17 protein-coding genes are annotated in these 13,203 nt (G+C 66.7%); 5 read left to right on the top strand and 12 right to left on the bottom strand.

Going from position 1 to position 13,203, the window contains the following annotated elements:
* Positions 1-46: 46 nt before the first annotated feature.
* The 4 genes from ACZK2R_RS12815 to ACZK2R_RS12800 are packed head-to-tail and all read right to left on the bottom strand — an operon-like array spanning position 47 to position 3,968.
* Positions 47-487, bottom strand: a complete 441-nt coding sequence (locus ACZK2R_RS12815) for a DUF2894 domain-containing protein (RefSeq protein WP_219631029.1) — start codon at positions 485-487, stop codon at positions 47-49.
* Positions 405-1,043 (bottom strand): OmpA family protein, encoded by a 639-nt coding sequence (locus ACZK2R_RS12810; protein ID WP_046986176.1) that lies wholly within the window; start codon positions 1,041-1,043, stop codon positions 405-407. Before ACZK2R_RS12810 ends, ACZK2R_RS12815 begins: the two co-directional genes overlap by 83 nt.
* Positions 1,040-3,304 (bottom strand): DUF802 domain-containing protein, encoded by a 2,265-nt coding sequence (locus ACZK2R_RS12805; RefSeq protein WP_180838521.1) that lies wholly within the window; start codon positions 3,302-3,304, stop codon positions 1,040-1,042. Before ACZK2R_RS12805 ends, ACZK2R_RS12810 begins: the two co-directional genes overlap by 4 nt.
* Positions 3,305-3,314: 10 nt before the next feature.
* A complete protein-coding gene (locus tag ACZK2R_RS12800) occupies positions 3,315-3,968 on the bottom strand; it encodes a DUF3348 family protein (protein ID WP_125895727.1) in 654 nt (217 codons plus the stop codon).
* Between the two features lie 145 nt (positions 3,969-4,113).
* Here ACZK2R_RS12800 and ACZK2R_RS12795 point away from each other — a divergent pair, with 145 nt between their 5' ends.
* The 4 genes from ACZK2R_RS12795 (at position 4,114) to ACZK2R_RS12780 (ending at position 7,073) form a co-directional block, all read left to right on the top strand.
* Entirely contained in the window at positions 4,114-5,031 is a 918-nt protein-coding gene (locus ACZK2R_RS12795) for a M14 family metallopeptidase (protein ID WP_125895728.1), read from the top strand.
* A gap of 84 nt (positions 5,032-5,115) precedes the next feature.
* Complete coding sequence (locus ACZK2R_RS12790; RefSeq protein WP_125895729.1) at positions 5,116-5,526, top strand: hypothetical protein; 411 nt, start codon at positions 5,116-5,118, stop codon at positions 5,524-5,526.
* Positions 5,523-6,221 carry a hypothetical protein gene (locus tag ACZK2R_RS12785; protein WP_478487293.1) on the top strand — a complete coding sequence of 233 codons (699 nt, stop codon included), beginning with the start codon at positions 5,523-5,525 and terminating at the stop codon, positions 6,219-6,221. The genes ACZK2R_RS12790 and ACZK2R_RS12785 overlap by 4 nt, the downstream gene beginning before the upstream one ends.
* Before the next feature lie 96 nt (positions 6,222-6,317).
* Complete coding sequence (locus ACZK2R_RS12780) at positions 6,318-7,073, top strand: DUF3307 domain-containing protein (protein WP_180838519.1); 756 nt, start codon at positions 6,318-6,320, stop codon at positions 7,071-7,073.
* 49 nt (positions 7,074-7,122) lie between these two features.
* Here the strand turns inward: ACZK2R_RS12780 and ACZK2R_RS12775 are convergent, their stop codons facing one another.
* The 7 genes from ACZK2R_RS12775 to ACZK2R_RS12745 all read right to left on the bottom strand — a co-directional run bounded on the left by ACZK2R_RS12775 (position 7,123) and on the right by ACZK2R_RS12745 (position 11,286).
* Positions 7,123-7,515: a diacylglycerol kinase gene (locus ACZK2R_RS12775; RefSeq protein WP_032129972.1), complete on the bottom strand. Its 393-nt coding sequence runs from the start codon at positions 7,513-7,515 to the stop codon at positions 7,123-7,125.
* Positions 7,516-7,597: 82 nt separating this feature from the next.
* The gene (locus ACZK2R_RS12770) at positions 7,598-8,224 is read right to left on the bottom strand and encodes a hypothetical protein (RefSeq protein ID WP_125895732.1); all 627 of its coding nucleotides are present in this window, start codon (positions 8,222-8,224) and stop codon (positions 7,598-7,600) included.
* 49 nt (positions 8,225-8,273) lie between these two features.
* Positions 8,274-8,810 (bottom strand): Cif family virulence factor, encoded by a 537-nt coding sequence (locus ACZK2R_RS12765; protein ID WP_180838518.1) that lies wholly within the window; start codon positions 8,808-8,810, stop codon positions 8,274-8,276.
* Between the two features lie 72 nt (positions 8,811-8,882).
* The gene (locus ACZK2R_RS12760; RefSeq protein ID WP_180838517.1) at positions 8,883-9,230 is read right to left on the bottom strand and encodes an RcnB family protein; all 348 of its coding nucleotides are present in this window, start codon (positions 9,228-9,230) and stop codon (positions 8,883-8,885) included.
* Positions 9,231-9,391: 161 nt separating this feature from the next.
* Positions 9,392-10,423 (bottom strand): ACR3 family arsenite efflux transporter, encoded by a 1,032-nt coding sequence (arsB, locus tag ACZK2R_RS12755; protein WP_180838522.1) that lies wholly within the window; start codon positions 10,421-10,423, stop codon positions 9,392-9,394.
* A 14-nt stretch (positions 10,424-10,437) separates the two neighbouring features.
* Positions 10,438-10,941, bottom strand: coding sequence for an arsenate reductase ArsC (locus tag ACZK2R_RS12750; RefSeq protein WP_132810281.1), 504 nt, complete (start codon positions 10,939-10,941; stop codon positions 10,438-10,440).
* A gap of 15 nt (positions 10,942-10,956) precedes the next feature.
* Positions 10,957-11,286, bottom strand: a complete 330-nt coding sequence (locus ACZK2R_RS12745; protein ID WP_049423024.1) for an ArsR/SmtB family transcription factor — start codon at positions 11,284-11,286, stop codon at positions 10,957-10,959.
* Between the two features lie 17 nt (positions 11,287-11,303).
* Here ACZK2R_RS12745 and arsH point away from each other — a divergent pair, with 17 nt between their 5' ends.
* Entirely contained in the window at positions 11,304-12,032 is a 729-nt protein-coding gene (arsH, locus tag ACZK2R_RS12740; protein ID WP_125895735.1) for an arsenical resistance protein ArsH, read from the top strand.
* Positions 12,033-12,187: 155 nt separating this feature from the next.
* On the opposite strand, the gene ACZK2R_RS12735 is transcribed toward arsH, so the two are convergent.
* On the bottom strand, positions 12,188-13,129 hold the full coding sequence (locus ACZK2R_RS12735) for an aspartyl protease family protein (RefSeq protein ID WP_180838516.1): 942 nt from the start codon (positions 13,127-13,129) through the stop codon (positions 12,188-12,190).
* Positions 13,130-13,203: the final 74 nt, after the last annotated feature.

The raw sequence follows: 13,203 nt of genomic DNA, 5'->3' as shown, positions 1-13,203 counted from the left end.
GGCAATGTGCAGCTGCCGGCCAGCGGCCGGCACTACCAATCGGTGTTCAGCGCGGCTTGCGCGTACGCTTCGGCTTCGCGGTATCGCCGCCGCTGGCGGCGCCATCCTGCAGCGCCTGCAGCCACGACAGGGTGTCCACATAGTCGATGAAGTGGCGCAGGTAACCGGGGCTGGTCGACTGCATCGTGTCCAGCATGCGCTGCACCAGCACCGCCGAATTCAGCGGACCGCCATCGGCCGGGGCCTCGGTGCGCAGCGAGCGGCGTACCTGCAGTTCGCTGCGCAGTTCCGACCACTCGCGCTGCACCTGCTGCAGCATCGGCACCTGCGGGTAATGCGGCAGCGAGCGCGACCCCGCATCAAGGTCGCGCACCAGTGCGCGCAGGCCCTCCAGTGCGGGCGGCTTACTTGGCATCCGCGGCCTTGGGCTTGGGAATCGGCGCGATCTCCACGCGACGGTTGCGCGCGCGGCCGTCTTCGCTGGCATTGGAGCTGACCGGTTGTTCGCTACCGAAGGCAGCGGCGAATACGGCGTCGGCCGGTACGCCGTCGGCGATCAGGGTGCGGGTCACGGTCAGCGACCGCTGCGCCGACAGCTCCCAGTTGTCGGCGAATCGACGGTTGCCTTCGCGCACCGGTGCGTCATCGGTGAAGCCGCTGACCATCAGGATTTCTTCGCGCGTCCCCAGATAGGCGGCCAGCGGTGCGGCCAGGCTGCGCAGCAGCTCCTGGCCTTCCGGCTGCAGCTGGTCCGAGTTCAGCGCGAACAGCACGCTGCCGCTGATACCGATGCGGCCATCGACCAAGGTCACGCGACCGGCGGCCAACGGGCCGGCCAGTGCCTGTTCCAGGGTCTGCAGGCGCTTGGCTTCGGCCTGGCGCTGCTTCACTTCCTGGTCCAGCCGCTGCGACAGCTCCAGCTGCACGGCGACCACACCGACGAGTATCAGCACGAACGCACCCAGCAGCACCGACATCAGGTCGCCAAAGGCGGCCCAGATCGGGGCGTGTGAGCCGCCGTCGACCTCCAGCTCGTCGCTCATGCGCTGCCGGCCTTGCCGCGGCGCGCGGCCAGCTGCTGCAGTTCTTCCATCACCTGCTTCTGCGACAGCAGGCTGAGGTCGACCACCTCGCGCGCCTGCGCCACGTAGTAGGCCAGCTGCTCGTCGCTGCGCGCCAGCGAGGCATCCAGTGCGCCGCCGATCTGTTCCAGGCGGCCGGACAACTCGGTGGAGGCGCTGCCGAACTGCGCAACCGCATCGCCGAAGGCGCCAGCCAGCTGGCCGACGTCACCGGCGCTGCCTCTGAGCGCTGCGGCAATGCCATCCAGCTTGCCGGTCTCGGCGGCGATATGGTCGGTGAAGCGGTTGCCGACGCGTTCCAGCAGCTCGGCCGAACCACCGACCAGCGCGTCCACGGCGGTGCGCTGTTCGTGCGAGGCATGGTTGATCGCATCCAGCAGGGTCTGCACGGTGGCCAGCAGCCGGCCGCGTTCTTCCAGCATCGCGTTGTCGCGCACCAGGCTCTCGGAGAGCGTGCTGCGCAGCTCGTTGATGACGTCGGCGGCGGCCTTCGGTGCAGCGGCCGCGGTCTGCAGCAGGGTGGACACTTCGGCCAGCGTGGCGCTGGCCTGCGCGCGACCGTTCTCGCCGATCTGCTGTGCGGTCTCGGCCAACGTGTCGCAGACCTGCTGCTGCTGCGCGGCTAGGCGTTCGCCGTTGGCCTGCAGGCGTTCGGCCAGCTCCGTGGAAACGTGCTGCAGGGCATCGCTCCAGCGCTGCAGGCGCTGTTCGTCGCCGGCCTGCAGCTGGGCCTGCAGCGCGGCGTGGGCCTGCTGCAGTTCGGCACTGACCGCATCCCAGCGTGCCTGGCGCTGCTGCTCGCGGCTGTCCAGGCTGGCCTGCAGTTCGGCGTGCGCGGTCGCGGCGGCGGCCTGCGCGGCCTGCCACTGCTGCGAGCGCTGCTCTTCATGATCCTGCAGCAGCGACTGGCTGGCGCTGTGATGCTGTTCCAGTGCCTGCAGCAGCGCCTGCGCACGCGCGTCCAGATGCTCGCTGGTGGCCAGCAATGCCTGCTGCTGGCGTTCGACCAGCGCGGTATTCAATGCCTGCTGCTGTTCGGCGGCGGCGCGCCAGGCCTCGGCATTGCCGCTGGCATCGGCCTGCAGGCGCTCGCCAATGCGCGCGACCAGTGCTTCCGCCTGCGTGCCCTGGCCATCGCTGAAGGCCTGCAGGTGCTGGCGCAGATCACTCACCAGCGCCTGTTGTGCCTGGGTCTGCTCGCTCACCACCTTGGCCCAGCTGGCTTCGGTAGCGACGCGGCTGCGCTCGAAACCGTCGCTCAGGCCAGTCAGCTGCTGCTGCACCGCCTGCTCGACACGCGCATGCAACGCCTCACCATGGTGGGCCAGGCCGGCCAGCGTGGTCTCGGCCATCGGCTGCAGCGCGCCACCGATGGCGGCGGCGCTGGCCTCGGCACCTTCGCGTAGCGACTGCTGCAGCGAGACCGCCAGGCGTTCCTGCAGCGCCTGGCTCTGGGTCAGGAACTCGGCCTGGCCGGCAAGCAGGCGCTCATTGGCGGCCGCACTGTGCTGTTCGAAGGTGCTGGTCATCGCCTGCAGGCGGTCGACCAGCGCCGGCAGCGCGGCAGATTGTGCCTGCAGCAGGCGCAGCGATTCGGCGCGCTGCCAGGCCTGCGAGTACGGGTGCAGGTCGCCGGCAATGGCACGGTCCAGCTGCTGCACGGCCTGCAGGCGGTCACGGCGCAGCAGCGCCGCCAGCAGGCCGAGCATGGCCGAGCTGGCCACACCGGCGATCGAGGTGCCGAATGCCACGGCCAGGCCCTGCACCGGCGAGGCCAGCGAGCCGCGGATGGCGGCCATGTCGGTCGCGCTCTGCAGGGCCAGGCCAGTGCCGCGCAGCGTGTCCATCATGCCCAGCAGGGTGCCGAGCATGCCCAGCAGCACCAGCAGGCCAACCAGGTACGGGGTCAGCACCGGCGCGGGCAGGGCGGTGCGCTCGCCTTCCACGCGCAGGCGCACGGCGTTGCGCAGGCCCATCGGCACGCGCTCCAGCCAGGGGGCAAGGCTTTCCTTCGCGCTGGAGAGATCGCTCAGCGCGCTGCGCAGGCCGTTGCTGGCCTGCCGATAGCGGTACAGCTCCACGCCACCGGCGATGTAGCAGGCCGCGATGATTGCCGCCACCGCTGCACCCAGCGGATGCACCGAAACGTAGCCAATGCCGATCCAGCACACGGCCAGCAGGCCGACAAGGAAAACAACGACATGGAAAGCAGTTCTGGACATGGTGTTCCGGTCAGTGGGAGCGCAGGGCGTCTTGCAGCCCTTCGATCGGGTGGAAGCGCAGCTGCAGCTCGGCAAGCAGCAGGATGCGCATGTCATGGCGGAAGGCCGCGCGCCAGCCGGGCTGGCCGTGCACGCGTTCAAAGCGGGCGCCGAGCACCGCCGGCGCAGTGGCCAGCAGGCTGTGCTCGCGCGGGGTGAGGGTCTGTTCCATCACCGCATCGACCTCGGCCAGCCGTGCCAGCTCGGGTGAAACCTGCACCAGCTGGTCGCGCAGGCGGCCGCGCAGGCGCCCGGTGGCGGTCTGGATGGCCTGCTGCAGCACCCGGTAGCGCTGGCGCAGCGAGGCGAAATTGGGTGCGGCGGCGGCTTCGGCCAGGTCCAGCAGGCGCTCGGCCTCGGCATCCTCACTGATCGAGGCCAGCAGGCTGGCATGGGCCTGGGCGCAGTCGTCCAGCACATCCCCGGCCGCTTCGGTGGCCTCGCCCGGCTCGGGCAGGCGTCCGCCGAGCGCCCCGGACAGGGCCACGGCACGGCTCCAGTCCACCCACTGGCCGAGGCGATCGGTCAGGGCGGGACTGCTGGCCGGCATCGCGCCGTCGCTGAGACGGGCGAGCAGGCGGAGGAATTCCGGTCCACCCAGGACCGGCTGCGCTGCGTTCGCCATCAAGGGGTGAGGGGCCAAAAACCGTTGATTTTACAACCAGATGACCCTGCCTGGATGAAGGCGGGGCGGGGGGAGGGGACCCGCAGGCGCGACAAGGCTTAGAATGACCGGCTGCACCCATCCCGTTCGACCCTTGGAGTACCCAATGACTGTTGCGCAGTTCTACCCGATCGGCACCCCCGGACAGCCCTGGGGCGACGCGGAACGCGCACAGTGGCGGGCGCGCCAGCAGCGTCAGCGCAGCTACCACGACGACGTGGTGGCCGCCCTTGAACGCCTGGACGACAGCTTCGATGTGATCCAGTACGGTCAGCTGGACTATGCACCTGACCATTACCCGCTGTTCGCCGTGGTCAACCACGACTGGAACCCGGCGCTGCCGACCGCGTTGATCACCGGTGGCGTGCATGGCTACGAGACCAGCGGCGTGCACGGCGCGCTGCAGTTCCTGGAACAGCAGGCCGAGCGTTACCTGGGCCGGCTGAACCTGATCGTGGCGCCGTGCGTCAGCCCGTGGGGCTACGAGCGCATCCAGCGCTGGAACCCGGATGCCATCGACCCGAACCGCAGCTTCCGTGACGGCGGCCAGATCGAGGAAGCCGCCGCGCTGATGCGCTGGGTGGCCGAGCGCAAGCCGAACCTGCTGGTGCACCTGGACCTGCACGAGACCACCGACAGCGACCTGCACGAGTTCGATCCGGCGCGCTGCGCCCGCGACGGCAAGCCGTTCGAGCGCGACACCATTCCGGATGGCTTCTACGTGATCGGCAACAGCGAAGATCCGCAGGCCGAGTTCCAGAAGGCATTGATCACCGCCGTCGCCCCGGTCACTCACATCGCCCCGGCAGACGCCGAAGGCAACCTGGTCGGCCTGCCGCTGCAGTCGCCAGGCGTGGTCTGGGGTGAGTCGCGTTCGATCGGCGCCTGCGCCGGCTTCACCGACGCGCGCTTTGCCACAACCACCGAGGTCTACCCGGACAGCCCGCGCACCAACCCGCAGGAATGCAATGATGCGCAGGTGGCGGCGGTGTGCGCAGGCCTGGATTTCGCCCTGACGAAGTAAGGCACGTGGACGTGCAAGCGGACCCGGCAGGTTCCTGCACGATGCGCCGGGTCATAGGATCGATTGTCGGGTTACGATCGGGCGATGACCACGACCAAGATTCTGCTCCGGCCATCACTCGTATCGGTCCTGGTGGCGACGACCGCACTCGGTGGATGCAAGCTGTCGGCGCTCGATCTGACGCCGCCGCGGGTGATCCAGCTGTCCTGCAGCAGCACAAGCGCCACGCCCCAGGCGCCGATGGTGTTGATCCTGGACTCCGGCCAGGCGTCGGTGGTCTGGGTCAACCGTCCGAGCGCGCGCGCGGGCAAGCTGGAGGTGGAGGCGAACCTGTATCGGCTGGATTTTCCGCAGGTCGCTGGCGCGGGCAGGCTGCAGGCAGTGATCAACCGCTACGACGGTAGAATGGCGTTGAGCGGGCCCGGCACAGATGTGGCCGGCGCTGCCCAGCCGCAGATGTCCTGTGAGGTACAGCCTGTGCAGCCCAAGGTATGAACATGCCCGATACATCGTCTGATCTGATTGCCGTGCTTACCGGCGACTTGGTCAAGTCCACGGAGATGGACGCGGCCACCATTGATGACGTCCGTGAAGTGATTTCCGTTGCCGTGGCCCAGGCCATGGAGTGGCCTTTGCCGGGCATTGTCGGCCCTGAGTTCTACCGGGGCGATGCCTGGCAGCTGGCGGTCACCCAGCCGCACGGTTTCCTGAGGTTGGCGACCTGGATCAAGGCCAAGCTTGCCGCGTCGGAGTCGCGGGCGCGCACGCGGATCGCGATTGGACTGGGTACGGTAGAGGCATTGGACCGGAAGGCGGTGTCGCGTTCGCTGGGTGAGGCATTCGTGCTGTCCGGTCGGTTGCTTGAATCCATGGGGCGCACGCAGGACATGGACGTAGCCCTGCCAGTACAACGGGAGGATCTGTACTGGTTACCGGCAGTGGTGTCTGCCTGCGATGTTATTGTCGCGCGCTGGACACGCAGTCAGGCTGAGGTGGCGTCGTTGTTTCTGATCCCCGATGCCCCCTCGCAGTTGGAAGCTGCCAATGCGTTGAACCGGCACCGACAATCGGTTAACCGGGTCTATCACGATGCTGGTGTCTTTGCCTTGCTGGAGCTGATCACCGCGGCTGAACGTGCACTGATGCAGCCGTACGGGAGTGTTCACGGCTCTGGAAAAGCAACTAAATAGCGTTGCTTTGGCTTAAGCAACTAAATTTCGTTGCTTATGGCGGCGACTTGGCTATCGCGAAGCGAGCCACAGGAAGGACTCACAGGCAGAAAGGACATGCTTGAAACGCTGCTCGTACTGTTGACTGCTCACCTTGTCGCCGATTTCGTGCTTCAGACCACGAAGATGATCGCGCGTAAGCAGGAACTGCATGGCCTGCTGCTGCACGTAGCAGTGGTGCTGCTCGTCATCGCCGCGCTGACCGGTTCAATCAACCCATGGGTCTATCTCATCATCGGTTTCAGCCATGCGGTGATGGACTGGATCAAGGTGCATTGGCTCCCCGATGGCGTGCACGCATTCGTCATTGACCAGTTGGTGCATATCGCCTTCATCGTGTCGATCGCGTTGATGTTCCCTCACGTTGCCCGCAATGGCTGGTACGGGATGATCCCGACCCAGGTCCAACTGTTGATGTATCAGGGCATGTCGATCGCGAGCGGCTTGATCCTGGTGGTCAACGTCGGCGGCGTCCTGGTGGAGAAGCTGCTTGCGCCGTTCACGGCAGGACTCAATATGGGAAGCGCCGAATCGGCGCCTACGACCGCAGCCGTGCAGGGCGACGATCACAAGGGCATGCAGACCGCAGGGCGCTATATCGGGCGGCTGGAAAGAGGCTTGATCTTCATGTTCCTGCTGCTGGGCCAGCCGGAGGGCGTGGGGTTGATGCTGGCCGCCAAATCGGTGCTGCGCTTCGCCGACCGGCAGGCGCGGGCACACACCGAATATGTGATCATCGGTACCATGCTGAGCTTCGGTTGGGCCATCGCCGCAACCATGTTGACCAAGCTCGCGATCTCGCATTGGCGCTAGCGGCTGCGGCGTTGTGGCACCGGGCCATGCCCGGCGGGTCGGGCGCGAGCTAACCCAGCAGGATCACGCCCCACACCGTGCCGACCATCAGCAGTGCTGTGGTCTGGGCGGCGCTGCCCATGTCCTTGGCGTTCTTGGACAGTGGGTGGTGGTCAAGCGAGATGCGGTCGACCACCGCTTCGATGGCCGAGTTCAGCAGCTCCACCAGCAGGCTGATGAAGCAGACCGCCAGCACCACGGCGCGTTCGACCTGGCTGATGTCCAGCAGGAACGCGGTGGCGATCAGCAGCGCATGCAGCAGCAACAGCTGCCGGAAGGCGGCTTCGCCACGGAAGGTGGCGATGAAGCCGTCGCGCGAATGGATCAGCGTGTAGAAGATGCGGCGAAGGCCGGTCTTGCCATGCGGGTATTTACCGCTGTCCTTGGGGGAGGGTGGCTGCATGCCGGTCCTGCCATGAAGTGATCTCACGACAGGATGTGCAGGCGGGCGTCGGGAAAGCGTCGGACGCCCGTTGGATTTTCCTTCAGCCGGCCTGGCGCTGCGCCTGGATGGTCTGGTCGAGGGCATCCAGATCGTCCGTCGGCGAGGCCAGCCATGCCGGGTACGCCTCGGTCTCGACGAAGGCGGAGGATCGCAGCACATCATCGAACGCCGGATTGTCCTTCTCCGGGTGGCGCAGCAGGCCGGACATCAGCCCGCAGATGCGGACGGCCGCCTGGAAGGCGCCCTGCAGCGAACCGGCCGGCTCGGTGACCGTGTTGAGGAAGGCCGCATAGGCCGGGCCATCGAACACGAAATCCTCGCGGTTCTTGAATGCTTCGCCGCTGAGGTTGGTTTCGCCGGAGACGTGCCGGGAGAATCCCCAGGACCAGATGTCGAGGAAGCGCAGGTCATCCAGCATCCGGCGCGCATCGTCATTCAGTGGAACGGCGCCGGACAAGGCGTGCTCCAGCGTGGCCGCTGCGAACGGCTCGGTGCCCTGGTGGGCCAGGAAATCGCTCAGGCAGCGCAGTGCAGCGGGATGGTCCGGGTCCAGCTGCAGCGCCCGGTAGATCACCCGTGCGCCTTCCACGTGACGGCCCTGGGCGATGAAGATGTTGAGCGCGTGGTGGGCGAGCTGGTCGGCGTTGAGGTCGGCAATCCGGGTCATCGGGTCTGGCTGGCATGGACGAACGGTGGGCACCAGTCTGACAGATCACTCATTCGGCCGGGCTGCGTGAATCGCGGATCGAATAGATCACCGAGAAGATCTTCCAGCCCTGTTCGGTACGGATCAGCTGCCACATTTCCTTGCCCCAGTTGATCTTCACTCCATCGTCGTGGAAGCTGTAGTCAAACGACACCGAGGCCACATCGCCATCCGTTTCGATCTTCGTATTGGAGAATGTCTCCTCCTTCGGTTTCGGCGACGCAACGACGCCGTCGATCAGCGCGATGAAGTTGTTGGCGGGAATCTGCCGTGCCTTGATCGCATCGGGCTTGGCCTTGCGGATGTCCTGCAGGCGCACATCCTCGGAGACAAACTGCCAGCCGATGTCTTCCGGTTTGTCGGAGAAGAACAGGCCCATGTAGGTCGGCTTGTCCTTGTTGATCAGCGAGGTGCGGAACGATTCGACCACCTGTTCGATGGCTTTTCCATCGGCTGGACTGTGGGCTGGACTGTTGTTGCCGGCATGGCCTGGCGAGGCTGACAGCAGAAGCGCGAGGAGGGCGAGTGGTGCTCTTGATGTCTGCATCTGCAGCTTCCGGGGACAAGGGGATGCTGCCGGGGCATTTCGTTACATCAGCGCCCCGGCGCATCCCCTCATTCAACGATGCAGCGCGTCGATGATCAACCCGGTAGCAATCTCCACCAGCAGGTACTTGCTATCGGACTGCCGGACCCAGCGTTGGTCGCGGCCCGGCTCGCGCAGGTGATAGCGCGCGTAGTCGTCCACCCAGTAGCGGCGGTCCACTTCCGCCCATGGCAGGCGCTCACCGCGACGCCAGGCCTTCTTCTGCCAGCCCGGCGGAGGTGCATCACGGTTGTGCGGGCCACCGGCGTGCGGCGGTGGCCCGTTGCCGCGCGCATGGTGCGGCGGATCGGCGAAGGCGGGTGCCGCGGCCAGCGCGGCAGCCGTGGTCAATGCAATGGCGAACAGGCGTGTGGTGTTCATCGCAACCTCCGGGCCTTGCCGCTGCATGCGGCGTCGTGCCGTGAAGTATGGATCAGGGAGTGTGAACGGACTTTTGAGCTGTCACCGTTGCAGCAGGGCGCATTCCACGGCGTTGCAACTGGCGGCTCGGGCACGACGCAGCGGCCTCCGGCATGGCTGCCTCAGGCGCGCTCGCGTACCTCATACCAGTCGCGCGATCGATTCACGATCTTCACCACCGAAAGCATCACGGGGACTTCAATCAGCACCCCCACCACCGTGGCCAGCGCCGCGCCGGAGTGGACTCCGAAAAGGCCCACGGCCGTCGCCACCGCCAGTTCGAAGAAGTTGCTGGCGCCGATCAGTGCCGACGGCCCGGCCACACAATGCGCCACACCCAGGCGCCGGTTGAGCAGGTAGGCCAGGCCGGAGGTGAAATAGACCTGGATCAGGATCGGGACCGCGATCAACGCAATCACCATCGGCTGCTGCACGATCTGCTGGCCCTGGAACCCGAACAGCAGCACCAGCGTCAGCAGCAGCGCCGACAGTGACAGTGGCCCCAGCTGGCGCAGCGCCGTCTGCAGCCCGGATTCGCCATGGCGCGACAGGATCCAGCGCCGCAGCAATGCGGCCACCAGTACCGGAACCACGATGTACAGGCCGACCGACAGCAGCAACGTATCCCACGGTACGGTGATGGCCGACAGCCCCAGCAGCAGCGCCACCACCGGCGCATAGGCCACCACCATGATCGCGTCGTTCAGTGCCACCTGGCTCAGCGTGAAGTTGGCATCGCCGCGGCACAGGTTGCTCCATACGAACACCATGGCCGTGCAGGGCGCGGCCGCCAGCAGGATCAGGCCGGCGATGTAGCTGTCGATCTGGCCGGCGGGCAGCCAGTCCGCAAAGACGTGGCGCAGGAAGAGCCAGCCCAGCAGCGCCATCGAGAATGGCTTCACCGCCCAGTTGATGAACAGCGTCACCCCGATGCCTTTCCAGTGCTGGCCCAGCTGGCGCATCGCACCGAAATCCACCCGCAGCAGCATCGGGATGATCATCAGCCAGATCAGCACCGCCACCGGCAGGTTGACTTTGGCCACTTCAGCCGCCGCCAGGGAGGCGAAAGCACCTGGCAGGAAGTGCCCGAGCAGCGTGCCGACGATGATGCACAGCGCGACCCAGAGCGTCAGGTGGCGCTCGAACAGGCCCATGGGTGCCGCTGTGCTCATGGCGTGCGCGCTGCCGGCAGCAGATGGCCGATCTGGTCCAGCGCCTGCTGCAGCATTCCGCGGTCCTGCCACACGTGCCCGGGCAGCGCCAGCAGGGCCTGCACGCGTGCCTTCACGATGGCATGCGCGTGGGCGAAGGCGGCAGCCTTGTCGGCATCGCTGCCCTCTGCCTCGGCCGGGTCCGGCAGGCCCCAATGGCTGCGGATGAAGTCACCGAACACCACGGGGCAGGCTTCCGCTGCCGCCGCATCGCAGACGGTGATCACAAGATCCATGGGGGCGGCATCAGCGAACTCATCCCAGGATTTGCTGCGCAGTCCCGCGACCGGCATGCCTTCGGCGCGAAGCTGTGCAAGCGCGAATGGATTGACCTGGCCGGTCGGGTGGCTGCCGGCACTGAAGGCCGTGAAGCGGTCGCCGCCCCATGCGCGCAAGGTGGCTTCGGCCAGCACGCTGCGGGCGCTGTTGCCGGTACAGAGAAACAGGATGGAGCGGGACATGGTGGCGTTTCCGTATCAGCAGCTGCAGGGATTGCCCGACGGCGTGCACTGTTCGCTGGGCGAACCGGCGCAGCAGTTGTGCGTGAGGTACTCGATCAGGCCGGTCATTGCGCTGAAGTTCGCGCGGTAGCAGACGTGGCGGCCCTGGCTCTCGCTCTCGACCAGTCCGGCCTGTACCAGCTCCTTCAGGTGGAAGCTGAGGGTGGCGGGCGGAACCTGGAGGGCTGTGGCGATGTCGCCGGCCATGCGACCGGCCGGGCCGGCTTCGACCAGCAGGCGGAAGGCCGCCAGGCGGGTGGCGTGGCCGAGCGCGGTGAGCGCAGCGATTGCATTCGATGTTTCCATATTTCTAGAATAGTCGAATGAATAAGCCGATCACAAGTCCTTCGTTGCCCCATCTGAGGGAAGCCTCGCTTCCCCAGCCTGATCACCAGCGGTTGGCCGCCGAACGCCAGGGGCCGCCACGCATCCTGCTGTTGTACGGCTCACTGCGGCCGCAGTCGTTCAGCCGCAAGCTGGCACTGGAGGCCGAACGCCTGCTGCAGCATCTGGGCTGCGACACGCGCGTGTTCGATCCACATGCCTTGCCGCTGCTGGACAGCGTGGAGAAGGGGCATCCGGAAGTGCAGCGGCTGCGCGAGTGGTCGCACTGGTCGGAAGGGCAGGTGTGGGTCAGCCCGGAGCGGCACGGCACGGTGACCGGCGTGTTCAAGAACCAGATCGACTGGCTGCCACTGGAAGATGGCAGCGTGCGGCCGACCCAGGGCAGGACGCTGGCGGTGATGCAGGTCTGCGGCGGCTCGCAGTCGTTCAACACGGTCAATACGCTGCGGGTGCTGGGCCGCTGGATGCGCATGCTGACCATTCCCAACCAGTCGTCGGTGGCCAAAGCCTGGCAGGAGTTCGACGAAGACGGGCGGATGAAGCCTTCGCCCTACTACGATCGTGTGGTGGATGTGGTCGAAGAACTGGTGAAGTTCACGCTGCTCACCCGTGGCCGCGCCGACTACCTCGTGGACCGTTACAGCGAGCGCAAGGGCGATGCGTTGGCGGCGGAGCTGGCGCGGGCGGCGGGCGCGACCGGCATCTGAGGGCCTGCTGGTGGCCGCAGGTGGCGTGGCTATGACCGGGCGCGGCTGGCCGGACATCGTCGTTGGCGCAGTGATCGCCCTGTTGTTCCTGAGGTCGGCAGTGGGCGTGATCGCTGAAGCGTGGCCGGCATGGCGGGCAGCACGCCGACAGTGACTCAGTTGCGGTGGTGCCTGCTTGGGCAGACTGCCACCCGTTGGCTGCGCTGATCGATCAGCACCACTGCTTCCTGCAGCGCATGGGCACCGACCACCGCTTCGGGATAGTGGTCGGACACCCGTACGTGCAGCCCCTGCAGCGCCAGGCCGCCGATCAACACGGGAACATCCAGCTGTGCATGTCCGCCATCGACCTCGCCGTGACTGAGGGTCAGTCGATCCCCGGTGGTCACTGCGGCACCGGCTGCCCGCCGGAAGAGTGCCGTGGGCAGCACCATCGCGACGTTGGCGCCGGTGTCCAGCTGCGCCTCCGTGCTGACTGCTCCAATCTTCACCGGGATGCGGAAGGCGCGTGCATAGGCCAGCGTGTCTGGTTGCGCGGGCAGGAGATCGATGTCGCGGCGGAACTGCAGGCGCCGTTGCGGGTAGTCGATGATCAGCACGCCATCAGCGAAGAATCCGCGCGCAAGGATGCCGTCGAACACTGCGTCTTTGGATTGCCGTGCGTTGTAGTCGCGGGTGAGCGCGGTCACGTCGCTGTGGCGCAGCCCGTCGAGCGCCAGGGCGTCGATGCGCACTGTGTCGGCCCGCGCTGTCTGCACGCCGTCGGAGTGGTGAGTGCTGGCGTCCGCCGGCAGCGCCAGTTGACGGACCAGGCGGGCGTCCGCGCGGGCCATGCCGCTGGCGCCGGTATCGATGGCGAAGCGGTACGGGCCGCTGCCGTTGACCTGCACCTGCACATGGATGCGCCCGTCGATGACGTCGAAGGGAACGTCGATGATGCGCTCGCCCGGGCAGGCGGCGAAGGAACAGGCGCTCTCCAGCACGGGTGAGGCGAGGGTGACCAGGGGAAGCGTCAGCAGAGTGAGGATGGCGATGGCAGTGCTGCGCCAACGGCGAGTGCCCAGTACGGTACGGCGATGCGGGGGAATGCGCCTCATGATCCTGTTCCATGGGTGTCCAGGATCTTCTGATGCGTGAGGGATGCAGGCGGTTGCAGATGTTTCCTGCCCGC

The sequence above is a fragment of the Stenotrophomonas sp. 96582_Sma genome (genome assembly GCF_056480905.1).
Note: the sequence above shows the minus strand (reverse complement) of the source record. Positions and strands in the feature narration are given on the sequence as shown.

Bases quoted from the DNA above. Each gene is read 5' to 3' on its own strand.
- ACZK2R_RS12815 (WP_219631029.1), bottom strand. From the start codon at position 487: ATGCCAGCGAAGACGGCCGCGCGCGCAACCGTCGCGTGGAGATCGCGC.
- ACZK2R_RS12810 (WP_046986176.1), bottom strand. From the start codon at position 1,043: ATGAGCGACGAGCTGGAGGTCGACGGCGGCTCACACGCCCCGATCTGG.
- ACZK2R_RS12805 (WP_180838521.1), bottom strand. From the start codon at position 3,304: ATGTCCAGAACTGCTTTCCATGTCGTTGTTTTCCTTGTCGGCCTGCTG.
- ACZK2R_RS12800 (WP_125895727.1), bottom strand. From the start codon at position 3,968: ATGGCGAACGCAGCGCAGCCGGTCCTGGGTGGACCGGAATTCCTCCGC.
- ACZK2R_RS12795 (WP_125895728.1), top strand. From the start codon at position 4,114: ATGACTGTTGCGCAGTTCTACCCGATCGGCACCCCCGGACAGCCCTGG.
- ACZK2R_RS12790 (WP_125895729.1), top strand. From the start codon at position 5,116: ATGACCACGACCAAGATTCTGCTCCGGCCATCACTCGTATCGGTCCTG.
- ACZK2R_RS12785 (WP_478487293.1), top strand. From the start codon at position 5,523: ATGAACATGCCCGATACATCGTCTGATCTGATTGCCGTGCTTACCGGC.
- ACZK2R_RS12780 (WP_180838519.1), top strand. From the start codon at position 6,318: ATGCTTGAAACGCTGCTCGTACTGTTGACTGCTCACCTTGTCGCCGAT.
- ACZK2R_RS12775 (WP_032129972.1), bottom strand. From the start codon at position 7,515: ATGCAGCCACCCTCCCCCAAGGACAGCGGTAAATACCCGCATGGCAAG.
- ACZK2R_RS12770 (WP_125895732.1), bottom strand. From the start codon at position 8,224: ATGACCCGGATTGCCGACCTCAACGCCGACCAGCTCGCCCACCACGCG.
- ACZK2R_RS12765 (WP_180838518.1), bottom strand. From the start codon at position 8,810: ATGCAGACATCAAGAGCACCACTCGCCCTCCTCGCGCTTCTGCTGTCA.
- ACZK2R_RS12760 (WP_180838517.1), bottom strand. From the start codon at position 9,230: ATGAACACCACACGCCTGTTCGCCATTGCATTGACCACGGCTGCCGCG.
- arsB (WP_180838522.1), bottom strand. From the start codon at position 10,423: ATGGGCCTGTTCGAGCGCCACCTGACGCTCTGGGTCGCGCTGTGCATC.
- ACZK2R_RS12750 (WP_132810281.1), bottom strand. From the start codon at position 10,941: ATGTCCCGCTCCATCCTGTTTCTCTGTACCGGCAACAGCGCCCGCAGC.
- ACZK2R_RS12745 (WP_049423024.1), bottom strand. From the start codon at position 11,286: ATGGAAACATCGAATGCAATCGCTGCGCTCACCGCGCTCGGCCACGCC.
- arsH (WP_125895735.1), top strand. From the start codon at position 11,304: ATGAATAAGCCGATCACAAGTCCTTCGTTGCCCCATCTGAGGGAAGCC.
- ACZK2R_RS12735 (WP_180838516.1), bottom strand. From the start codon at position 13,129: ATGAGGCGCATTCCCCCGCATCGCCGTACCGTACTGGGCACTCGCCGT.